Source organism: Cupriavidus sp. 05T41 (assembly GCF_056396525.1).
In genome coordinates, this window is record NZ_JBFTLQ010000036.1 from 39,940 (window position 1) to 62,664 (window position 22,725).

At 69.4% G+C, this 22,725-nt stretch carries 17 protein-coding genes; 6 read left to right on the top strand and 11 right to left on the bottom strand.

All coding sequences use genetic code 11. The annotated features are described in order from the left end of the window. Positions 1-74 precede the first annotated feature (74 nt). From AC1DKV_RS21260 to AC1DKV_RS21300, 9 genes are all read right to left on the bottom strand, one after another. Entirely contained in the window at positions 75-239 is a 165-nt protein-coding gene (locus tag AC1DKV_RS21260) for a hypothetical protein (RefSeq protein WP_441620128.1), read from the bottom strand. A 52-nt stretch (positions 240-291) separates the two neighbouring features. Further along, complete coding sequence (locus tag AC1DKV_RS21265; RefSeq protein ID WP_477137905.1) at positions 292-3,693, bottom strand: UvrD-helicase domain-containing protein; 3,402 nt, start codon at positions 3,691-3,693, stop codon at positions 292-294. Positions 3,694-3,707: 14 nt separating this feature from the next. Next, positions 3,708-6,386: a PD-(D/E)XK nuclease family protein gene (locus AC1DKV_RS21270; protein WP_477137906.1), complete on the bottom strand. Its 2,679-nt coding sequence runs from the start codon at positions 6,384-6,386 to the stop codon at positions 3,708-3,710. 154 nt (positions 6,387-6,540) lie between these two features. Further along, the gene (locus tag AC1DKV_RS21275) at positions 6,541-7,368 is read right to left on the bottom strand and encodes an SIR2 family NAD-dependent protein deacylase (RefSeq protein ID WP_477137907.1); all 828 of its coding nucleotides are present in this window, start codon (positions 7,366-7,368) and stop codon (positions 6,541-6,543) included. Positions 7,369-7,397: 29 nt separating this feature from the next. Next, positions 7,398-8,840, bottom strand: a complete 1,443-nt coding sequence (locus AC1DKV_RS21280) for an HNH endonuclease family protein (RefSeq protein WP_477137908.1) — start codon at positions 8,838-8,840, stop codon at positions 7,398-7,400. Positions 8,841-8,890: 50 nt separating this feature from the next. After that, positions 8,891-9,577, bottom strand: coding sequence for a DUF262 domain-containing protein (locus AC1DKV_RS21285; RefSeq protein ID WP_477137909.1), 687 nt, complete (start codon positions 9,575-9,577; stop codon positions 8,891-8,893). Continuing rightward, complete coding sequence (locus tag AC1DKV_RS21290) at positions 9,574-11,112, bottom strand: DUF262 domain-containing protein (RefSeq protein WP_477137910.1); 1,539 nt, start codon at positions 11,110-11,112, stop codon at positions 9,574-9,576. The genes AC1DKV_RS21285 and AC1DKV_RS21290 overlap by 4 nt, the downstream gene beginning before the upstream one ends. Beyond that, a complete protein-coding gene (locus AC1DKV_RS21295; protein ID WP_477137911.1) occupies positions 11,109-12,080 on the bottom strand; it encodes a helix-turn-helix transcriptional regulator in 972 nt (323 codons plus the stop codon). Before AC1DKV_RS21295 ends, AC1DKV_RS21290 begins: the two co-directional genes overlap by 4 nt. A 171-nt stretch (positions 12,081-12,251) precedes the next feature. Then, positions 12,252-14,345, bottom strand: coding sequence for an AAA family ATPase (locus AC1DKV_RS21300; RefSeq protein WP_477137912.1), 2,094 nt, complete (start codon positions 14,343-14,345; stop codon positions 12,252-12,254). 216 nt (positions 14,346-14,561) lie between these two features. On the opposite strand from AC1DKV_RS21300, the gene AC1DKV_RS21305 reads away from it, so the two are divergent. After that, positions 14,562-16,364 (top strand): NERD domain-containing protein, encoded by a 1,803-nt coding sequence (locus AC1DKV_RS21305; protein WP_477137913.1) that lies wholly within the window; start codon positions 14,562-14,564, stop codon positions 16,362-16,364. On the opposite strand, the gene AC1DKV_RS21310 is transcribed toward AC1DKV_RS21305, so the two are convergent. After that, positions 16,265-16,474, bottom strand: a complete 210-nt coding sequence (locus AC1DKV_RS21310; RefSeq protein WP_441620108.1) for a hypothetical protein — start codon at positions 16,472-16,474, stop codon at positions 16,265-16,267. The genes AC1DKV_RS21305 and AC1DKV_RS21310 overlap by 100 nt on opposite strands. A gap of 117 nt (positions 16,475-16,591) precedes the next feature. Between AC1DKV_RS21310 and AC1DKV_RS21315 the strand changes: the two genes are divergently transcribed. Continuing rightward, positions 16,592-17,356 carry a hypothetical protein gene (locus AC1DKV_RS21315; protein WP_477137914.1) on the top strand — a complete coding sequence of 255 codons (765 nt, stop codon included), beginning with the start codon at positions 16,592-16,594 and terminating at the stop codon, positions 17,354-17,356. Positions 17,357-17,365: 9 nt separating this feature from the next. On the opposite strand, the gene AC1DKV_RS21320 is transcribed toward AC1DKV_RS21315, so the two are convergent. Continuing rightward, entirely contained in the window at positions 17,366-18,430 is a 1,065-nt protein-coding gene (locus AC1DKV_RS21320; RefSeq protein WP_477137915.1) for a helix-turn-helix transcriptional regulator, read from the bottom strand. Positions 18,431-18,596: 166 nt separating this feature from the next. Between AC1DKV_RS21320 and AC1DKV_RS21325 the strand changes: the two genes are divergently transcribed. The 4 genes from AC1DKV_RS21325 to AC1DKV_RS21340 all read left to right on the top strand — a co-directional run bounded on the left by AC1DKV_RS21325 (position 18,597) and on the right by AC1DKV_RS21340 (position 22,712). Further along, a complete protein-coding gene (locus AC1DKV_RS21325) occupies positions 18,597-18,923 on the top strand; it encodes a nucleotide pyrophosphohydrolase (RefSeq protein WP_441643451.1) in 327 nt (108 codons plus the stop codon). An 81-nt stretch (positions 18,924-19,004) separates the two neighbouring features. Further along, positions 19,005-20,483, top strand: coding sequence for a M81 family metallopeptidase (locus AC1DKV_RS21330; RefSeq protein WP_441649997.1), 1,479 nt, complete (start codon positions 19,005-19,007; stop codon positions 20,481-20,483). 152 nt (positions 20,484-20,635) lie between these two features. Beyond that, entirely contained in the window at positions 20,636-21,706 is a 1,071-nt protein-coding gene (locus AC1DKV_RS21335; RefSeq protein ID WP_477137916.1) for a WD40/YVTN/BNR-like repeat-containing protein, read from the top strand. A gap of 55 nt (positions 21,707-21,761) precedes the next feature. Next, on the top strand, positions 21,762-22,712 hold the full coding sequence (locus AC1DKV_RS21340; RefSeq protein ID WP_477137917.1) for a DUF72 domain-containing protein: 951 nt from the start codon (positions 21,762-21,764) through the stop codon (positions 22,710-22,712). The last annotated feature ends 13 nt before the right edge of the window (positions 22,713-22,725 follow it).

Here is a 22,725-nt window from a genome sequence, read left to right on the forward strand (position 1 = left end):
ATTGATATCGGCCAGCGCGGCGCTTCCTTCACCCCTCTCAAGGGGGGCGCACTGCGAAGGCCGGCGGCCGCGCTTCAGCGGCTGTGCAGCGGCGACACGGTGTCGGCCGCACCGGCGCGCTGCGCGTCCTGCTTGAGCTTTCCGATATACAAGCCCAGGCCGATGGCAGAGACCGCGCCGGCGGCAAACGCGATGGCGAAGGCCGCGAGGCTCTCCAGCGGGGAATTGTTGTTGATCATGATCGATTGCTTCCTGTGAATGACCTTCAATGGTTGAGGGACCGGCGCGCGTTCATGCCGCCGCGGCAAGACCGGGGCCGACCGGAATCACCTGCCCCGACGTCACCAGCACGATCAGCCCGCGGCTGGCCCCGGTCATGTCGAGGTAGCTGCGCACCTGTGCGCGGTAGTGATCGAGGGTGGCGGGATCGGGGCGCACGTCGCTCTTCCAGTCGACAATGACCTGCGGCGTGCCGTCGTCGGCGAAGGTGGCGGCATCGGCGATGCCGACGGTGGCGCTTTCCTGGTCCGCCGTCACGGCCGAGCCATAGACCGGATACTCCGGTACCAGTCCGGGGCGCAGCGCCGCGATGTCGGGCAGGGCCAGCGTGCGCAGCACGCACCGGGCCATCTCGGCCGGCGCGAGGCCGGCCGCGGGATCGTCGCCGGGCTCGCGGCCGAGCATGCGCACGAGCGCCTCCCCGCGCGCGGTGAGGGCCGCCACGGTTTCTTCGGTTTCGCCGCTCAGGACTTCCTCGAGCAGCTTGTGGATGACGAGGCCGCGCTCGCGCCCGCCTTGCACGGCGGGATAGGCGGGGGTGCCGGCGGACTCCGCGTCGTCGGTGGCCAGCATGATGGCGGGCACTTCTTCCTGCAGCAGCGGGCTGCCGGCACCTTCATCGCGGCTGGGCGCCAGCCATGCCAGCCGCTTGTGCTGCAGGACGATGGACAGGGCTTCGTCGCCGAACGACTGCCGGGTCTGCCGGTTCTCCACGGTGGCGCCGGCGGCGGCCACGCCGTCGGGCAGGTCGTGCGGCACGAGCGGATCCAGCGCGGACAGCGACAGGTCGAGCAGGTTGACCCATGCGCTGTTGCTGGCGGGCGCATCGAGCCGGGGCAGCACCAGCAGTTCGCGTGCACGCGTGGCGGCCACGTACCAGAGGCGGATGCGTTCGCGCGCGAGCTCGGCCTTCTCGGCGTCGCGCGCGGCGTCGTAGCCTGCGGGCGTGAGGCCATACACGGGGCAATGGAAATGGCCGCTGGCGCGTTCGACCACGGCGGTGTCGGCGGCGACCACCTCGGTCATGGTGTTGACCGGCACCACGATGGGCCACTCGAGCCCCTTGGCCGCGTGCATGGTGTAGAGCGCCACGGCTTCTTCCTGCGCATCGGGGCGGCCTTCGCTGGCACGCGCGGCGTCGCTCCACGCCGCGCTCATGGTTTCGGCGAAGGCGCGCAGGCCGCGCACGCCATAGGCGCGCGCCAGGTTGAGGTAGAGGTCGACGTTGGCCAGCGCGCGCTCGGCCTGGCCGTGGTGGCGCTCGAGCAGGATGGCGCGCACGTGCAGTGCATCGACCGCCTGCGCGATCAGGTCGTAGGGCGTGGTGGCGTTGGCCTTGCGGCGCAGCGCCTGCAGCTTGCCGATGAGGTCGCGCGCGAGGTCGTGCGCAATGTGTTGCGTTTCCACGCGCAGGTCCAGCCGGGGCAGGCTGTCTGGGGCATCTTCCGCGCGCGGCAGCTGCCACACGATGTCGAGCAGTTCTTCTTCGGTGAGGCCGGCCAGCGGCCCGCGCAGCAGCGCGCCGAGGGCCAGCGTGTCGCGCGTGTCGGCAAGCACGCGGGTCAGCGCGATCAGGTCCTGGATTTCCTGGCGCTGGTAGAAGCCCTTGCCGGCCTGCGTGGCGACGGGCACGCCGCGCCGCTCGAGCGCGGCCTCGTAGCGCCACAGGTCGCTGCCGGAGGGCGCCAGCAGCGCGATGTCGCCGGGCCGGCACTTGCGCCGCGCGCCGGTCTTGCGGTCGGCGATGTCATGGTTGCCGATCATGCGCGCGCACATCTCGGCGACCGCGCCGGCCTCGGCCTCGCGCAGGTGCTCGGCGGCCACCTTGCCGTCCGCGCCGGTCACCGCCACGTCCAGTGCCAGCACGCCTGGCTGGCCGTCGTCGTTGGCATCGTACGGCGTGAGCGCGGTGAAGCCAGGCTGGTCGGGGCTGGACAGGATGGCCTCGAAGCGTGCGTTGACGTACGCCAGGATTGGTGCGCGCGAGCGGAAGTTGGTGGAGATCGCCAGCACGCTGTCGCGGTCCTGCGCGGCGAAGGCRTCGCGCGCCTGCACATAGGCCGCCACGTCGGCGCCGCGGAAGCGGTAGATGGCCTGCTTGGGGTCGCCCACCAGGAACAGCGCGCCCGGGCGGATGACGAAGCGGGTCCAGTCGGCATTGTCCCGGCCGCCGGCGGGCGGCTCGCCGCACAGGCGCCAGACGATTTCCGACTGCAGCGGGTCCGTGTCCTGGAACTCGTCCACCAGCACGTGGCGGTAGCGCGTGGCGAGCGCCTGCCGCACGGTATCGTGATCGCGCAGCAGATCGCGCGCGGCGAAGATCAGGTCATCGAAATCGAGCAGCGCGGCTGCGCGCTTGTAGTCGCGAAAGCGCGCGAGCACCGGCTGCACGRCATCGGCCAGCGCGGCCAGCACGTGGCTGGCGATCTGCTGCTGCAGCGCCACCCAGGCATCCTGGCAGGCAGCGTGCAGCTGCGCCGCCTGCGCGCACAGCAGATCGCCATGCGCCGCGGGCATGCCCGCCTCGCGCGACGCCGTGCGCCACGCGCCGGCGCGGCGGTACGAGCGGAAGCCGCCGTCTTTCTTGCACAGCTTCGTGTCCGGCTCGAGGCGGATCGCCAGCACGCGGGCAAGGTCGGCGGGGCGCTGCGGGCTGTACGGGAAGGCGAGCGCCTGCGCGGCCTCCGTCAGCAGTGCCGACATCACCGTGGTGTCGGCATCCTTGGCTTCGGTGTCGGCGACGAAGGCGGCAAGCGCGTGTGCCGCCTGGCCGAAGGCGGCGATCAGCGGCGCCAGCGGGAGTCCCGCCGGTGCCGTGGCGTTGCGGTGCGCGCGCAGCGTGGCCGCGATGCCGCGCACCAGCGCCACGGTCGCCTGCGCATCGTAGAGCACCAGTTCGGCGAGCAGGCCGGCGCCATTGCCGCCATCGGCGTCCAGCTGCTCGCGCAGCCAGGCGTCGACGATGTCGTCGAAGGCGAGGCTGCCCTGGTCGCGGTCCATGATGCCAGCGCCGGGATCGATATTGGCTTCGACCGGATAGGGCTTGATCAGGCGCTGGCAGAAGCCGTGGATGGTCGAGCAGGTGAGTTCGTCGATGGCGGCGCCGGCYGCCCGCAGGTTGTCGTGGTGCCGCTCGCTCAGGTTGCCGGGCAGGGCCGCGCGCAGTTCCTGCGGGACATGGCCGTCGCTGAGCCTGGCGACGAATTCGCGCACGCGGATCACCAGTTCGCTGGCGGCCAGTTCGGTAAAGGTCACCGCGGCGATGTGGCGCGGGGCCACGCCTTCGGCCAGCATCATGGCGATGCGGCCGGCCATCACGGCGGTCTTGCCCGATCCCGCGCCGGCTTCCACCAGCAGGGAGCGGTGATGGTCGGCAATGGCGGTGCGGCGGGCGTGGTTGTCTTCGAGGGGCATGGCGCTCTTGTTCATTATTCGGCTTCCCAGACGGCGGCGGCTTCGCCGAGTTGCGCCAGCGCGGCATCGCGCTTGCGCCGGCAATACGTGGCCGCGGCATTGGCGGGCAGGGCGAAGGCGAGATCGTCGTAGTTGCCGGCGGTGTCCTTGCCCATCACGGCGGCGCCGGCCAGCAGGCTGGCATGCGCCGAGGCCAGGTAGCCGGTGATGTCGGCCAGCGCGGCGTCGGCATTGTCGAGGATCCTTTCGGCGGGCTCGCGCGGGTACAGCAGCGAAGCGGTGATGTCCACGCCGGCGCCCAGCAGCGCCTTGACGGCGAAGGMGTACAGGCAGCGCTGCAGCTCGCGGCCGCCGTCGAGGCGGGCGCCTTGCTTCAGGGTGCGCCCGGTCTTGTAGTCGCGCACGATGGCGCGGCTGCCGTCGCCCGAGATATCCAGGCGGTCGATATAGCCGGAGATGTGGAAGCCGGTGCCGGGGATCTCGACGCGCGCCGCGGGGTCCCACGGCAATGTGGCGGCGGCGCCGGCGCGCGGCTCCGAGCCGCCGAACGGGACTTCCCCGAAGGCGCGCGTGCCGGGCCCGGCAGGGTCTCCCCACGTCAGCGCGCGGCCGGCCAGCAGGCGCACCTCATCGAGCGTGCGTTGCCAGATCACGTGCGGCGGCACGGCCTGCGTGGCTTCCCACGACGCGGCGGCGACGCGCACGCCGTCGCGCACCGCGGCGGCAGCTTGCGCGGGGTCGGCGCGCGCCAGCCCGCCGCCGGCTTCGAGCGTCTGCAGCGCGTGGTCGAGCACCAGGTGGACCAGGTTGCCGAAGCCCAGCGCGTCCAGCACGATGGGCTCGGCGCCGCCCTCCGGCGCGCGCCAGCGCATGCCGTATTGCCAGACGAAGCCCAGCGGGTTGCGCAGCAGCCGCTGCAGCGAGCTGGCCGATTGCCTGCGGCCGAGCACGGCCTGCAGCACCGGATGGCCGGCGCGCACCATGCCGTCGTGCGGCGTGAGCTCGGGGCTGTGCCAGTTGCGCCAGCAGCAAACGGCCGACCTGGCCTGCGCCGCCGTGCGGAATTCGGCGGGACGCGCCAGCAGGCGGTCGGTCTCGCTGAAGGCATGGGCCGGCACGGCATTGCGGCGCAGGTAGGTTTCGTCGGGCAGGCCATGCAGCAGCGCGCTGCGTCCCATCACGCGGCCCTCGCCGTCGCGGCGCGCGCGCGAGAGCACCACTTCGCCGGCGGTGGTGGCGAGGATGGCGTGGAAGCTGTACCGGTCCGCCGCGGCGACCGGGAGCGGGTCCAGTTCGGCGGTGGGCACGATGTGGTCGGAGAGCAGCCGGTCCTCGGACAAGCCTCGCGGCCAGCGCGAGGAGTTCAGCCCCAGCAGGCGCACGAAGCGGCGCGGCGCGGCGGCCAGCTCGCCGGCCGGCATCCATGCCACCGACACGCAGGCTTCCAGGCCGTCATCCTGCTTCAGGTTCTCCAGCGTGGCGTCGATCGAGGCGGCGGGTCCGGCCAGCAGCGCCTTGCGCCAGATCGTGCGCGCGCGGCCGTCGAGCACGGCCTCGCCGATCTGCGCGGCGGCACCGATGCCCTGGCCGAGCAGCGCGACGATGGCGCGCACGGCGGGGGCATGGTCGGCGCCGTCGGGCCAGTCCCTGGCGGACAGGCGTGCCAGCAGCCGCTCCCACGCCTGGACCGAGCTCAGCGGCGCATCGGCCGGGAGGATGCGGGTCCATCCGGCGGGCAGCGTCGCGAACATGCCCCTGGCGCCTTTACCGCCCGACTGCAGCGCGGCGAGGCGGCGCATGCGCGATTGCGACAGGCCGCGCACCAGGATGTCCGCCAGCGCGGCCGCKGCCTGCCCGTCGCGGCTGGCGGTCACCTTGGTACCGTGCACGAAATGCAGTTCGAGGTTGGCGTCGGCGCGCAGCGCGAGGAAGTGGTCGTCGTATTCCGCGGGGGCCACGGCGGCGATGGCGATCTCGCCGGGCCGGGCGCGGCCGGAGGCGAGCAGGGCCCGCGCCCAGCGCATGGCTTCGATGGCTTCGTGGTAGGCCGTGGATGCACTGACGACCGCGATGGCAGCTTGTTCGGGCGCGGTGCGCTCGATGCGCACAGCGGTGCCATCGAGCCACGCCKGCACGGCGTGCGGCCCGGCGAGCCAGCGCAGCGGMACGCGCGTGGCGAGCGMTGCCAGCAGGGCGCGCCAGCACGGCGGCACATCGGCCAGGCCAGCCAGGTCGACCGGGCCGAGCAGCGCCGGCGCGTGCGCGAGCCGTGCCAGGGCGGCCTGCGCCAGGTCGGTCGGCCGCTTCATGCCGGCGGGCAKCCGCGCCAGCACCGCGGCCTCCAGCCTGGCCATGGAAGCGAGGCGGGCATGCCGGGCGGCGCGTTCCTGCAGGTCGATGCCGGCACGCCAGGCCTTGCGCAGCGAGTCGGCGGCGGCGTCGACCATGCCGGGCAGGTCCTTGATGCCGTCCAGCTCGCCCAGCGGCGTGAGCGGCAGCGCGCCCTGGATGGCCGCGCGCAGGCTTTCGTCATTCACCGGCACGAGGAAGCCGCCGGCCAGGCGCGCCGCCATCTGCTCCATGCCCATGATCTGCAGGCCGTGGATGCGCTCGCGCGCAGCCTTCAGCCGCCACTCGCGCGTGGCCAGCCGGCCCTGCACGATCACTGTCCGGCGATCGCCTTCTTTCAACATCCTTTCCTCCTGCATTGCGCCTGGCGCGGTGTTCGACGAGCCCGGCGATGATTCATGAAGTCGCCCCGTCCGGCTACCCCCTGCGCGTGTGGGGCGGCCCGTCGCCAGGGGCGCCGCGGGCGATGGACCGCTGCGCGCTCCTGCCCGCGCAKGGTCAGCGGCCAACGGCCTGGTCCAGTGCCGTCAGCACGCCCAGCGCGGTGCCCTGCAGGCCGATGCCCGAGCCGGTGTCGCGCACGCCGGCCTGGCGGGCATTGATGCGGATGAGCCGCGCGGCGTGGCGTTCGCCGAAGCGTCTCGCCGTGGCGATGTCGGTGCCMGCGCCCAGTTCGATGACCACGATGTCGCCGCGCCCCTGGGTCCAGGCGTTGAGCCTGGCGCGCGACAGGGCCTCGCGCTCTTCGACCCACGAGTAGTCGCCGAACATCAGGATGTTGGGCCGTGCCATGCTGCCGCAATGCGGGCAGTGCGGCGGCGTGTTGAGCAGCAGGCAGCGCGCCTCGTCCACCTCGGGCTGGAAGTCGTCCGCGCTCCAGGTCTGCGCGGCGCACGGGAGCGTGCACTGCAGGACGTGGATCGAACCGTGGCATTCKTGCACCTTGGCGGCGTCGAAGCCCGCGCGCTGGAAATGCCCGTCGACATTCGAGGTGAAGACCCGGTAGCCGTCCGGCATGCTCTCGGCCCAGCGGCGCAGGATGCCGAAGCCGGCATGCGGCACGGTGCGCCGGTAGAGCGCCAGCCGGTGGCCGTAGAAGCCCCAGGCCATTGCCGGGCGCGTCTTGAAGGCGCGCGGCGCGGCGATGTCCTCGAAGCCCAGGCCGGCATCGCCGAGGGCAGGGTAGGCGCGCCAGAAGCCCTCCGGCCCGCGGAAATCCGGCAGGCCGGAATCCACGCCCATGCCCGCGCCGGCGGTGATCAGCAGCGCGCGTGCGTTGCGGATCCAGCCGGCGGCCAGTTCGATGTTTTCGTCTTCGGTATTCATGCGTGTTCCTGTGGACAGGGCGCAGCCGCTTATCGGGCGGCCTGCTGGCCCGCGTCCTTGCGCCAGTCGGTTGCGAGGTAGGCCGAAAGGATGTCTTTCATCGATTCCTGATGTTCTTCGACGTCCGTGTCGCGCCAGTGTGCCTGCGCATACACCAGCGCGGATTTGAGCGAATCCAGCTTTACCTGGTTCATTTCGTTGAAGCGAGCCCGCTTTTCCTCGAAAGACTTGTTGCCGAACTCCGAGTTGATGCTGCGCGAAACCAGCGTGAGATTGCCGAAGGCGTCCAGCCATGTCTTCGTGACAGTGATCTCCCTGCCGGGCGGCGGGGTCTGCGGGAACACATGCTCGACCGAATTGCGGGCCGTGATCCGGAAGTGCCTGAGCTTCTCCGCGGTGATKACCGTACCGGGCGGCAGCGCTGCCTCGCCTGCCTTTTGCGAGAAGCGATGCCAAAGCACGTATTCCAGCTTGTAGAACCAGTAGTGCGGAAAGCCCACGCCCAGGCTGCCGCGCAGGAGATCGCAGTGCGGCTTGCCCGCGGCGGGGGCATTGGCTCCGAGGAAATCGCGCGAGCGTTCGATCAGGGGCCGGGTGTCCTCCGTGCACAGCAGGAAATTGTCCAGGTGCTGCAGGAAGCCGGTGCAGGTTTCCGGCGTGACGCTCTGTTGCCGGTGCAGGAAGGCCAGCAGCGGCGTGACCCAGTATTGGGTGGTGATCTGCTGCGAGTGGTAGAGCATGCTCTGCAGCAGCGAAAACGCGCGCAGCGACTCGGGCTCCTCCCAGTCGCGCACCAGGCTGGTGTTGAGGCGGAGCTTGCGGATCAGGTGTACCTCGCCTTCATTGTCGGGCGTCACCCATTTGATGATGAATTTGTCGAACAGGTACCGCACCTCCCACAACAGGCAGATAAAGCGCCTGACGTCATCCGGACCCGGCTCCCGCCCGAAGAAGTGCTGATGGAAGATCGCCAGCAGATCCTTGTCGGCGATGCGGTCGATGTCTTCCACGGCCTCGTGCCGGCGCTCCGACTCCTGCTGCAGCCAGATGCGCAGTACATGCTGCAGCAGCACGGAGAAGCCGAAGATGGAACGCACGGCGCGGCCTTCGTCCATGGCTTGCGCAGGCGGGTCGCCGGCGGCGCCCGCCTTGTCGTCCGTGCCGGCAGGGCGGCCCTGCGCGGCGTCCGTGGCTTGCGGGCGCAGGATATCGGCCAGCGAGCGCAGCTGGACCCCGGGACCGCCAGGGGTACGCCTTGCGATCTGGTCCAGATGTGCGATCACGCGGTGAGCGTTCGCGAGGGCCTCGCCTTTGCCGCTGGGCATTTCACCTGCGAAGAGCGCCGTCACCGGGTGGTTCGTCAGCTGCGCGAGGTTGCGTTCCACGTAGCCGTTCATGCCGGCGCACGCATCCCATAGCCAGGCGTAAGACTGCGAGCCGGCCGCGCCGGCGGTCTCGAGCACGCGCAGCATGCGCGCCTTGAGGATCTMGTGGTGCTGGAGTTGAATGCCGCGGTTGTTGATTACCTCGAACAGCTTGTTGAGGTCGGTCCTGGCGGGGATCTCGGTCTGGACGATGCTGACGTTGCCAAGCAGGAAGCGGTTGAATTGCTCGCGCGTGACCCGTAGTGCCTCCGGTCGTCTCCGCCCACATTGCCGGAGTGCGGCGCAGTCGCCTGGCCACCCGTGGGCAGCGCATCCCGGAAGCGGCGGATTTCGCGCTGCGCATCGAGCAGGGATGCCAGGCCATCCGCGTCCGCGCGCGACAGGCCTTCGGGCGCAGCCTCGTGCTGATGCTGTCGAAGACACTGTTCCAGGTAGCGATTGACCGAATCGCGGATCGCAAACGACAGGCGAGGCCGGACCACGCCGGCCTGCTCCACCGAGAGGAAGGACTGCAGGCTGTCGCCCTCCCCCCATACCTGCGCGATCAGCCACAGCGTGGTGAAGCGTTGCTGGCCGTCGATCAGTTCCAGCACCGGGGGCGCGCCGTCAGTGTCGCCGCGGCGCATCACCAGCGTACCGCCGAGATAGTAGATCGGCGTGTCGCGCTCGCAGGCGCTGAGCAGGTCCTCCATCAGCGTACGCACCTGGTCGGTGCCCCAGACGTAGAGCCGCTGGTAGATCGGTACCTCGAAGCAGAGCCGTTGCTCGATGATCTTCCCGAGGGTCAGCAGCTTCGAATCCGGCATCATGTCTTTGTTCATCATCGTGCTTGCGCCTTGGTCCCCGTCTCGGTCCATGTCCCGGCCCATGCTCCGGCCCTGTCGTCCCATCCGATGTGGGCGTGCATCCATGTGCGCTTCTCCGTCAGATCGGCAGCGCACTGCTGCCCGCAGGTGTAGTGTTTCAGGACTGCCGCCTTGTAGCGGCCGCGCACCGTGTTGCGTTCGGCCGGCTCTTTCTCATATTTGCGATAGGCTTCGTCGATATGCGGATCGGCGCGCAGGTACGCGATCACCTCCTCGGGCTCGAACGCGCCCGCGATGACATCGAGCAGGTTCAGGTGGCCGTCGCGGAAGATATTCCTCGCGGTTTCCCGCACGACGCTCTTCTGGCCCAGGCGGATGCCGCCGAGCAGGTGTTCGAAATACGTGGCAAACGCCACCAGCTTTTCGAAGCCGAAACGATCCACGTACATGACGGTGCCGAGCAGGAACACTTCGCGCAGGTACACCGAGAGCGTACTGACGACCGTGTCATACAGCGCGCGGAACCCGCGAACCTCGGCGTCGGCATGCTTGTCCAGCATCAGCTCGCCAACCAGCGCGGCGTACTTGTCGGCATAGAGGAAAAAGCCCGTGCCGGCATGGATCGGCTGGCGCATCGAGAACGGCAGGTCGGCGGGGCGGCTTGCCGGCGCGTCGGGCAGGTKGTCCGGCTGGCAGCTGTGCGACGGGTAGGTGAGCAGCGCCGCGGCGCGCCGGTTGTGCCGGCCCGGATAGAGCGGGACACGGGCCGGGTCCGCGCCGGCCGGCTGCGCGCGCTGCTGGAATTCGCGCAGCAGCGCATCGTGGGATTCGACGCCGATATGGCGCCCGCGCCAGCGCCGCGCCCGCCACAGCACGAGGTTGAACAGCGCCGGCGTGAGCTTGCCRGGCAGGTGCGGGACCGGTGCGGCCACCTGCATGGTCTCCCAGCGTTTGGCGCAGGCATGCTCCAGCGCCTGGCGCTTGTCGTCGCTGGCTTGCGGGCCGTCGGCGCGGATCGCGCGCAGATGAAAGGCCTTGAGCAGGTCGGTCGCGCCGAGCGGCACGCCGCGGTTGTTCTGTGTGTCGAAGAAGGCGAAGGCCAGGTCCTGCGCAGGCACTTCGATCACGGTAAAGCAGAGGTGGTCGAACAGCGCCTTGGGCAGGTCGCTGGCCTCGCGAAAGCTCGCCAGGGCCTGGCGGATATGCGTTGCCGAATCGACCGAGCGGTAGTTCAGGTCGGTGTTGGGCGGGAGTTCGCCATGCAGGGAAAAGTACAGGGTGCACAATGCCGTGAAGCGCTGCTGGCCGTCGATGATGTAGCGCTTGTTCTCGCCGGCGTTCCGGTGCAGGAGCATTGTGCCCATGTAGTACGCGGTGTCCCTGGCGCCATGCCAGTACGCACGGAGATCGGCGATCAGCTGGCGGACCTTTTCCTCGCCCCAGACAAAGCCGCGCTGGTAATGGTCGATCGCCAGCGGCGCGTCGCCGGGCGCGCCGATCAGTTCGGCGAAGCGCAGTACGCTGGGTTCGGTGAGTCTGTCTTTTTCGCTCATGCCTGCTTGTCCTTGCACTGGGTGCGGCGGATATCGCCGACCTGCTCCCCGAAGCCCCGCAGCCACCATTCCAGCTGCGCGGTCTCCACCACGGTGGCGCTGATCTCGAACTGCGTGTCCAGCTCGGTGACCACCTGGTCCGCCGACAGCGGCGATTCGAGCAGGTGCAGCCCGGCGTCCTTGTCGATGCGGAAGGTCAGGCGGATGCGCTTGCCCTCGCCGAAGCCGAAGCGGCCGTCGGCGTCGTATTTCTCCAGGTTGAATTCGCGGGGCCTGTCKAAGGTGTGCGGCGAGGCCAGCGCGCGGACGATGCGGTGCAGCGCCAGGGTGCGCTCGTTGTCATAGCCTTCGTAGCGGCATACCAGGTACAGGCGCGCGCCTTGCTGGGCCAGGCCAAGGGGCATCACGCGCGCGGCCTTGGCCTTGCCCGCGGCGTTCTTGTAGTCCACGTCCAGCCAGCAGTTGCCGTACAGCGCGTTGCTGACCGCCTCGAACACGCCCGGCCTGATCTTCGGCGGCAGCAGCGGCTGGGTGGTGCTGATCACCCTGACCTTGKACAGCCACTCGCGCCCGCGCTTGCCCGCGGCGCCGGTGCCCAGGTTGGCGCGCGCCTGCTGGAAGAAGCCGTCCATGGACTTCATCAGGCTGGCGGGCAGCAGGTGGCGCAGGTGCTGCTCGGCCAGCGCCAGCATGAGCGATTCCTGCTCGTTGAGCACCGGCAGCGCCAGCCCGCTGGCGCGCTCCTTCCAGCGGTAGCCGTAGGGCTTGCTACGCTCGTCGCGCTCGATCTCGAAATGCTCGCTGAGCGTCTCGAGCTGGCGCTGGATGGTGCGCAGGTCGCGCGCGTGCCCTGTATTGCTGAGTTGCTCGTGCAGCTCCGGCGCGGATATCTTGCGCCCGCGCGGAATGCGGCGCAGCAGCTCCAGCGCCAGCAGCACGGTTTCGATCGTATCGGAACGTTTCGGCATGGGTTCGTATGCTTGATCAGATTGCCGGCACGTTGCGGCCGGTGAAGCATTGCCAGAGCCGTTTCGGGCATTGCCGGAAGGCCATCAGCTTCGACTTCGATAGTGAGCGCATCTCTTTTCTTGTTGTCGTGCCCGCGCGGGCAGGCGGATTATTCCATGCGTGGACCGGCTTCACAGGAAGCCGAGCGCACCCCTCGCGCCCCCTTTGATGGCGCATTCCGCCTCGAGGGCGCGGACCAGCCCGGCGGGCGAGCCCAGCGGCCGGAAACGGTGCTGCCGCGCGGCCGCGGCGAAGTCCCCCGGCGTGAGCTTGCCCAGGCGTGCGAGCCGGCCTTGCAGGTCCGGGCCCGGCGCATCCAGTGCGAGCACACTGCATTGTCGGCACAACAGGGCCCAGGCTTGAGCCGGCGCGAGGTAGTCGAACCTGACCTTCAGGTCGAAGCGCCGCAATGCCGCCTGGTCCAGCCCTTCGACCAGGTTCGTCGAGGCCACGAACACGCCGGGGAAGGATTCCATCTGCGTCAGCATCTCGTTGACCAGCGTCACTTCCCAGCTGGCCCTGGCGCCGCGCCGGTCCTGCAGGAAGCTGTCGACTTCGTCGATGAGCAATACCGCGCCGTCCTGGGCCGCCTGCCGGAACGCCCGCGCGATGTTCTGCTCGTTCTCCCCCACCCATTTGGACATCAGGTCGGACGCCCGCCTGACGTGCAGCGGCACGCCCATCTGCTCGGCCAGCCAGCGTCCGTAGGCGGTCTTGCCGGTGCCCGGCGGCCCATACAGGCACAGCCGCCCGCCACCGGCGCGCGCCAGCCCGGCGCCGATCTCCAGCAAGTCGGCGTCGGCGCTKACCAGTGCCGGGTCGTAGGTCTGCGGCAGCCGGTCGGCGGCGGACCGGCGCAGCGGGGCATGTCCCTGCGCCTCCAGCGTATTGCCGATCAGCAGTTCCATGGCAGTGGCCGCGCCCTGGGGCCCAAGGTCTTCATGGATGGCGCGCACCACCGAGGCCGCGCGGGTCACGACGGCGGGCGCCAGCGCCTCGGATTCGGCCAGGCGCGCAACGGCGAGGCCATCCAGCAGGCCGGCGCAGGCGGTCTCGATAATGCGGGCGCGTTGCTTCCTGGGCGGCACCGGCAGCTCGAACACCATGTCGAAGCGCCGGATAAAGGCGGCATCGAGTCCCCCCGAGTTGGACAGCCACACGGTGGGCACCGGGTTCGCCTCCAGCATCCGGTTGATCCAGGCCTTGCGCTCCTGCGCGGTGCTCTTGCGTCCGAACAGGGCCTCGCCATCGTTGAAGACGTCTTCCACCTCGTCGAACAGGATCATGGCCCGGCGCTGGCCGAAGAAGCTCTGGGCGKCGCGGAAGGCGCGCAGCCTGCGCTCGCCGGTKATGGGGTCGCCGTCCTCGTCCTCGCTCGCCACTTCGAACAGCTCGCCGCCGAGGTCCGCGGCAAGCGCGCGGGCGAGCTGGCTCTTGCCGGTGCCGGGCGCGCCGTGCACGAAGATGTTCACGCCCTTGCKGCCCGACGCCAGGGCATGGCGCAGGTAAGGCCGCAGCACCGCGAGCGATGCATCGAGGTGCGCGTAGTCGCCGAGCTGCAGCTGCGCGGGCTCGGACAGGGCAACGGTGTCGCGCAACAGGCCGATCGGGTCCGCGTCGGACGAGACAATATGGTCGGCGAAGCTGCCCGAAAGCAGGTCCAGCTTGCCGCTCAGCGTGGAGCTGCTGCCGCGGTCGACCGAAACCAGGCCGGACTGCGCCAGCACCCCCTGCGTGCTCAACGCCGCGCGGACTTCCGCATCCGGCAGGTCCAGCAGCGCGGCCAGCACGTGGACCACCTTGGCCGACGAGAGTTGTCCGAGCAGGTCCGCGGTGTCGTCGAGCAGGCGTTCGTTCTTTAGCATGACGGCAAAGGCCAGGATCCGGCAGTCCGTTTCGGACAGGCCGACCAGCTCGGCCAGCCGCGCGATATTGCCGTTCAGGCAGGCGGGAAGACTGGCGTCGCGGCACTGGTCTTCGGCCTCCTGGTGTTKCTTGCGCAGCGCCGCGCGCACGGCCTTGGGATCGAAGTCGCCCTGTTCCGGATCGATCCACTTGTCGAGCCCGAGGATCTCGGCCAGCGTGTCGTTGCTGAAGCCGCCGCGCTGGACGAATTCCCGGTGGCCGCCGAGCGGCACCAGCACGCGCAGCAGCCAGAGCCGCACCGAAGGCGCGAGTTCGATGGTCATGCGGGAGTAACGGGACGGGCGGCGGCGCAGAATCATGGGTTCTCCTGTMGAATGGGGTCATTGTCGGCAGGGGTGCGTCAGATTGTGTCGCATCGCTGCGGCGACGCAAGTTGTCGCAAGGGCGGATTGCGAACGCCCGCCGCACGCAAGCCGCGCTGCCAGCCGCAATGAGGCAGAGCGGGCAGGCGGCGTCGCGCGCCGCCAGCGGCGGTGGGTTATCCTCGTGCGCTTTAGAGACAGGGGAGAAGTCCAGTGGCACGCGTGATTCCAGACGGCTGGGAAACCATGGAGGCGAGCGGCCCGGTCCAGCGCGAGCTCGAGACGCTTGCGGTGCTCGCGGCCGGGCTTCCCGACGGCTACACGATCTACCATTCGGTGCACTGGACCAACGTGGCGAACGTGCATGCGATCTACGGCGAGATCGACTTCGTCGTGGTCAACCGCGCGGGGCAACTGCTCATCATCGAGCAAAAGAGCGGCTTCCTCGAGGAGACCGCCGAGGGGCTGGTCAAGAACTACGGCACCCGTTCGAAGGTGGTCTCGGTGCAGATGGGCCGCACGGCCGATGGCCTGCGCAGCAAGCTGATGCGCAGCCTGAACGGGCAGCCGGTGTTCATCGAGCATCTGCTGTATTGCCCGGACTACACGGTGCGCAATCCGGTGACGGCGGGCCTGTCGCCGCAGCGCATCGTGGACGCGGACCGGCGCGCGCAACTCTGCCAGATCATCCAAGCGATCCTGCCGGAGGGCGAGGCCGAGCCCGGGGCGGAGCGGGTCCATCGTTTCCTGTGCGACACCATCCAGCTCGAGACCGACGTGAGCGCCCTGATCGGCCAGGCACGCTCGCTGGTGACGCGGGTTTCGGGTGGCCTGGCGCACTGGGCGCGGCAGCTCGATATCGAGCCGTTCCGGCTGCGCGTGACCGGCACGGCAGGCTCGGGCAAGACGCAGCTGGCGCTGGCCGAATACCGCGATGCGATCGCGCGCGGGCAGCGTCCGCTCTATGTCTGCTTCAACCGTCCGCTGGCCGATCACTTCGCGCGCATCGCGCCGGCGGGCGGGCTCGCCTGCACGTTCCACATGCTGTGCGAACTGGTGTTCAGGCACCACGGCGGCGTGCCGGATTTCACGCAGCCGGATGCATTCGCCAGGCTCGTCGCCGATGTGGAGCGGCTCGTGGTGCCACCCGGCTTTGTCTTCGACACGGTGATCGTCGATGAAGGCCAGGACTTCGCGCCCCAGTGGCGCGACCTGGTCTTGCGCCACGCCGCGCCGGCGGCGCGCGCGATMTGGCTGGAAGACCCGATGCAGAACCTGTACGGGCACCCGCCGGCGGAGCTGCCCGGCTGGGTGCGGCTGCGTGCGCGCAGCAACTTCCGCAGCCCGCGCCCCGTGGTGAAGCTGCTGCAGCCGCTGTTGCCGCCCGAGGTGGAGATCGAAGCCACGGCGCCCATCTCCACGGCCGACGTGKAATTCCTGGTCTACCAGGATCATGAGCTGCTCGATCGTGTGAAAGACGGCATGCGCATGTGCTACTCCGCGGGCTTCCGGCAGCAGGACGTGGTGCTGCTGAGCTACCGGGGCCGCGAGACGTCCCGGCTGCTCTGCTACGACCAGCTCGGCCCGAACAAGCTGCGCTCGTTTACCGGCGGCTATGACGCGCAGGGCCAGCCGGTGTACTCGCAGGGCGATGTGCTGGCGGAATCCGTCTTCCGCTTCAAGGGGCAGTCCGCGCCGGCCATCGTGTTCGCCGAGATCGACTTCGAATCCGATGGGCGAGAAGGAGATCCGGCGGCTGTTCGTGGGTGCGACGCGGGCGACGATGAAGCTGGTGCTGGTGTTGTCGKAGCGCGCGGCGGGCTTGCTGTACGAGCGGCTGTAGCGCTGCGAATACCGCTGCGAACCGCTGCGAATACCGCTKGCCGGGCCGCGCGAGCTGACATGCCGGCGGCCCCTCAGCGGTGCGCCGCGCGGGCGATCAGTGCGGCCAGCTGGTTGCCGCTGCCGGTCAGCCGGGCATGCGCGTCGCGCGTGACGTCGCGCTGCGGGTCGTAGCGTCCGAGCAAATGCATGTGGCTGTCGCGCGCGGTCTGCGCGCCGCTGGCATCCGTATCGATGTAGCCCATGACATGGGAGTGGGCGTCTCTCAGGGTTTCCCGGCTCATGCTGTTCTCCGTTCTCTCGGTGGGTTGGAACAGAATGCATATTGATTGCGGATCTGCGCACCGGATGCGCAGATGCGTGGCGAAACTGCACTCCTCAGCAGCTTTGGAGAGCAAGCCATGCAAGTCGTCACGATTCCGGGTTCGGCACTTGGGAACATCATCGCCAGACCGCAAGCCAAGCCGCAGCGCGTGCTGCTGCGCCGCTGGGGATTCTCCGCGCAGGAAGCCGCGGGGCTCCTGCCCGACCTGCCCTCGCTGGAAGGCCGGCTCGAGTGGACGGTGGACGAGCAGGCCAGGCCGCGTCCCGACCTCGTCATCCACCTGGTGGATGCGACCCGCCTGAGCGGCGTGTTCGGCGGTGCCCGCTGGAATGCGATGGGTCCGGTCGATGCCATGCGCCGGGCGCGCAGGCGCGGAACCAGCGAGATCGCCGTGGTGCTGGGGTCGACCCTTCATCTGCCGGCCGACCGCGTCGGCTGCTGGGTGCTGGCCGGCGAGCGCAGCCTTGCGGCCGCGCTCGGCATCGTGGCGCGGACCTCGATCGAACCGCTGCTCGAGCCCGACGCCGGCAAGCGCTCCGGCTTCCACGAGCTGGCGTCCATGAACGCGCTGTGCGTGCTTGCCAGGGAACTGGACCAGAACCGCGAGGCGCTGTGCAAGCGCATCGTCTCGGTGGTGTGGGCGGCGGTCAACCGCTCCTACTCGGCGCCGGCGCGGCTGCTGGTGGCGGCGCAGGCGCACGTGATGGACCACGTGGACTCGTTCAACCCGCACCTGCTGCAGCGCATCCGCGCGTACCGGCGCAACACCGGCTCGCTCGACCTGGCGGMCGACATMACCATCGCCTATCCGTGGCCGGCGGACTGCGTGCCGGCGCTGTAAGCGCGGCCGCTAGTCCGCGCCAGGCACGTCCGCATAGGCGAGGCATGCCTGGCGGAGGTTCTCGGCGATCTCACGGCGCAGGTGCAGGGGCGACAGGATCTCGACCCGGGCCGAGCGCTCCATCAGCAGGTTGCGGAATTCGACGGAAGGAATGACCGTGGCGGTGAGGCGGAAGCCGCCTTCCTCCTCGAGGATCTCCTGGTCATCGGCCAGCTTTTGCTCGCGGAACAGGCTCTTGATCTCGTCATCCTCCCTGACGCGGAGCTCGACTTGCACCGGCGCTTCCGGGAAAAAGGAAAAGAACTGGTTGTGCCGGACATAGGCATCCAGGTCGAAGTCGGGGTCGGGCTCGCCGGGCATGTCGGTGCAGACGGCGGACACGAAGCGGTCGAGCCGGAGCTGGTAGCGCTTGAAGCTGCGGTTGCTGCGCATGCGGCTCGCGACGAGGTAGAGCACCGGCCCGCGCTCGACCAGCGCCAGCGGCACGACCGGATACTCGGCGGGCTTGTCGCTGTCCAGGCGGGAGTTCTGGTAGCAGACCGTCAGCACGCGGGTGGCATACAGCGCCTGGCGGATGGCGTCGAGGATCTCTTCGCGGATGGGAGGCGACCTGAGCGGATAGCCGGCGTCGATGCGGACCGTCTTGGTTGCCCAGGCGCGCGCGACCGCCAGCGTGGGATCCACCGGGCTCTCCTGCAAGACCTTGGCGGCGCCCGCGAAATAGTCCTCGAGCTGGCTGGTGACATGGCTGGGAAGGTKATTGGGCGCATGCCGCTGCAATGTCAGCAGGGCGATGGCCAGTTCCAGCGGCGGGCGCCGCGCCGTGCCCGGGATCGCCTTCCTTCCGGTGCGCCACCACTTCTTGTCGCGCGAGCGCCCTTCCTTGCCGACCAGGCCGTCGTCGCACATCCGGTCCAGCGCCCGGATGATCGTGTCGCGCTGCGGGGCCTGCTGTCCGTGGAGATTCTGCACCCTGGCGATCAGCTCCCCGGAGAAGATCCTTTCTTCCGGCCGGGCAGGCATGCAGGACAGGATATCGCTTTCGAGCCGGGGCCAGTTCGCCGAGGTCGCCATCTGAGCTACCGCCTATTCACTTTTTGGGGAGGCGCTATCGTAGCGGATCTGCGCATGATTTGCGCAGATGCCATGCTAGGGCACTCGGGCTTTCCGGGGCGGGCGKGGCCGTGCCGCGCAGGCGTGGTTCAATACCGTTCGACTTCATCGCATGCAGCAGACCACCATGATCCTGATCGATACCAAGAACCTCCAGCAGGCCGCCCGCGAATTCGGCGAGGCGCGGGGCTGGGGCAAGTACCACAGCCCCAAGAACCTGGCGATGGCGCTGAGCGTGGAAGCGGCCGAGCTGGTCGAGATCTTCCAGTGGAAGACCGAAGCCGAGTCGCGCGAGATCATGTCCACCGACGAGCGCGAACACGTGGAGCAGGAACTGGCGGATATCGCGATCTACCTGTCGCAGTTGCTGAACGCGCTCAACGTGGACCTGGATGCCGCGGTGAAGAAAAAGATGGAGATGAATGCACTGAAGTATCCGGCGAAGGAACAATAGGGCAACCTTTCGTCGCCCTCTTCTCCTTTATCTCCCTTATCTCCCGTACCTCCCTCAGCCCGGCCGGAGCAGCGCAACGCCATGAAGATCCTGATTGCACGCCTGAACCACGAGACCAACACCTTTTCGCCGGTGCCGACGCCGCTGTCGTCGTTCCATCCGCACTATGGCGAGGCGGCTTACCGGGCCAGCAAGGGCACGCGCACGGCCATCGGCGCGTTCATCGACCTGGCCGAGGCGGCGGGCGCGGAGATCGTGGTGCCGGTGTCGGCGGGCGCCAACCCGAGCGGGCGCGTGGCGGCAGACGCGTATACGGCCTTGTGCGACGCCATCGTCGGCGCGGCGCGGGGGTGCGATGCCGTGATGCTTGACCTGCACGGCGCGATGGTGGCRCAGAACAGCGACGACGGCGAAGGCGACCTGCTGGCGCGGCTGCGCGAGGTGCTGCCGCATGCGCCGGTCGCGGTGGCGCTGGACCTGCATGGCAACGTGACGCAGAAGATGATCGACCACGCCGATATCGCGGTCAGCTTCAAGACCTATCCGCACGTGGACATGTACGAGACCGGCGAGCATGCCGGCCGCCTGCTGCTGCGCATGCTGCGGGAGAAGACGCGCCCCGCCCTGGCATGGCGCCGCCTGCCGCTGGTCACGCACACGCTGCGCAGCAATACCGGCGAAGGCGCCATGCAGCGCGCCGTGGCGGCGGCACGCCAGGCAGAGGCGCACGGCATGCTGGCGGTGTCCGTGCTGGCGGGCTTCGGGCTGTCGGACATTGCCGCGCCGTGCCTGAGCGTGCTGGTGGTCGGCGACGACGCCGCCGGCGCGCAGGCCGCGGCGGACCGGATCGCGGCGCAGATCTGGCAGGAGCGCGCGGGCTTCGTCTACGAGAGCGAGCCGCTGGCCGCTTCGATCGCGCGTGCGGCGCAGCTTGCCGCGGCCGGTGGCAGCGGGCCGGTCCTGCTGCTCGATCACGGCGACAACTGCATGTCGGGCGGCACTTGCGACGACATGGCGGTGCTGCGCGAGGCGCTGCGCCAGGGCTTGTCCGGCATCGCGGCCGGGCCGGTGTGCGATCCGCAGGCGGTGGCCGCGCTGCTTGCGGCCGGCGTGGGCGCCAGCGTGTCGCTGGCGGTAGGCAACAAGGTGCCGCTGGACCAGCTTGGCATCGTGGGCGAGCCGCTGGCGCTGGATGGCCGCGTGGCCGCGATCAGCGATGGCGAGTACGTCATCTCGGGTCCCACCTATACCGGCCAGCGCATCCGCATGGGCCGCACGGTGCTGCTCGATACCGGCGCGGCGCAGGTGATGGTGACCGAAACCCCGCAGGAGCACTGGGACCTGGGCATCTTCACGCATATCGGCGTGGACCCGCATGCGCAGCGCTTCCTGCTGCTGAAATCGCGCATGTACTGCCGGCCGGTGTTCGTGCCGATCGCCCGCGCGGTGGTGGAGTGCGACGGCGGCGGCGTCACCAGTTCGCGCTATGCGCAGTTTCCGTTCGCGCGGCTGGCGCGGCCGGTGTATCCGATGGATATGGCCACGCACTGGCAGCCATAGGTGCACCCGGCGCCGCCGCGGCCGTTACAAAGTGCAATCGACCACGCATTTTGCCCAGGATTTCCTAAACTCCAAGACATTGGCAACCGCTGCCCGCAGCGAACGTGACGGCGCAACCGCTGGCGTTTGCCGGCCCTTGTGAGGAGTCCAGCATGAGCGACCGGCTTCTCGTTGGCACCGGCAAGGGCCTGTTCATGTGGCGGCGCGACGGTACCGGCGTGTGGCGGCAGGATGCCGTGCATTTTCTCKGCGCGCCGGTCAGCATGGCGATGGCCGATCCGCGCAACGGCACGCTCTATGCCGCACTCGGGCGCGGGCGGGGCGTGCGGCTGTGGCGGCGCCGGTTGCGCGACCCCGACTGGAATGGCTGCGCGTTGCCGGTCTATCCGCCGCAGCTGGTGTCGGGTGCCGGTCCGGGCGGCCTTGCCCTGCAGCGCATCTGGTCGATCGAGGCAGGCGGTGCCGACCAGCCGGGCGTGCTGTGGGCCGGCACCATGCCCGGCGGCTTGTTCCGGTCCGCCGACGGCGGCGGCACCTGGGTGTTGAACCAGCCGCTTTGGGGGCGCCCCGAGCGCCGGGCGTGGGCCGGCCACGGCTGCGAGGTGCCCGGCATCCATTCCATTTGCGTGGATCCGCATGACAGCCGCCATGTGACGATTGCGGTGTCGTGCGGCGGCGTATGGCAGACCCGGGACGGCGGGCTCGGCTGGATCTGCACCATCAGCGGCATGGCGGCGGCGCAGGACGAGCATGGCGTGCACCAGGACCCGCTGCGCATGGCGCAGTGCGCGGGTCATGCGCATGCCGTATGGGTGCAGCACCGGGGCGGCATGTATCGCTCCGGCGATGCGGGCGTGACGTGGCAGCGCTTGTCCGCGCGGCCGTCAAGCTTCGGGCTTGCCGTGGCGGCGCATCCGCGCCGTCCCAACACCGCGTGGTTCGTGCCGCTGGCCGCGGACAATTGCCGCGTGCCGGTGGAGGGCAGGCTGGTGGTCAACCGTACGCGCGACGGCGGGCGCAGTTTCGAGGCCTGCGACGATGGCCTGCCCGAGGCGCCGGTCTACGACATGGTGGACCGGCACGGCCTGGCGGTGGACGCCGGCGGCGAGCGCCTGGCTATGGGTTCCACCACCGGCAACCTGTGGCTGTCGGAGAATGGCGGCGATCGCTGGAAGCTGTTGACGGCGCATCTGCCGCCGGTGCATTGCCTGCGGTTTTTCTGATTGCTGCCCCTGATTCGTTCTTCTTGATTGCCTTTCCTCACAAGGATGCCCACGCATGGCGGAAGCAAGCGCAAAGAAAAGGAATACGGACGGCCTCGCCCGGGTCGGCATCGGTGGCTGGAACTTCGCGCCGTGGCGCGACAACTTCTATCCGGCGAAGCTGGTGCAGAGCCGCGAGCTTGCGTACGCCAGCCGCCACCTCACCGCCATCGAGATCAACAGCACGTACCACGGCACGCAGAAGCGCACGTCGTTCGCCAAATGGCGCGACGAGACGCCCGACGGTTTCGTGTTCTCGGTCAAGGCGTCGCGGTTCGCCACCAACCGCCGCGTGCTGGCGGAAGCCGGCGAGTCCATCGAGCGCTTCCTCGACAGYGGCATCGCGGAGCTGGGCGACAAGCTCKGGCCCGTCGTGTGGCAGTTCGCGCCGACCAAGCAGTTCGACGCCGGGGATTTCGAGGCCTTCCTCGCGTTGCTGCCGGATGCGGTGGAGGGGCGCAAGCTGCGCCACGTGCTMGAGGTGCGGCATGAAAGCTTCATGGCGCCGGACTATCTCAGGCTGGCGCGCAAATACAAGGCAGCCACCGTGTTTACGGACGCCGGCAAGTTTCCCTCGTTCGCCGACCTGACCGCCGATTTCGTCTACGCGCGGCTGATGTGCAGCAGCGAGACGCTCGAGACCGGCTACGCGCCCGGCGCGCTCGATGCGTGGGCCGGGCGCGTGGCGGCCTGGGCGGCGGGCGGCATGCCCGACGACCTGCCGCGCGTGGAGGAGACGGCGCCGGCCAAGCGCAAGCGCGAGGTCTTTGTCTTCTTTATCAATGGCGCCAAGGAACGGGCCCCCGCGGCGGCCGGTGCGCTGCTGGCCCGCCTGGGGTGGGCGCCACCGCCGTGGGATGAAGGCGGCAAGGCGGATGCGAAGGCCGGCACGAAGCCCACCGCGAAGGCCACCACGAAGCCTGCCACGAAGCCCGCCACGAAGGCTGCAGGCAAGGCCGGCGGCTAGGTCACATGAGGGA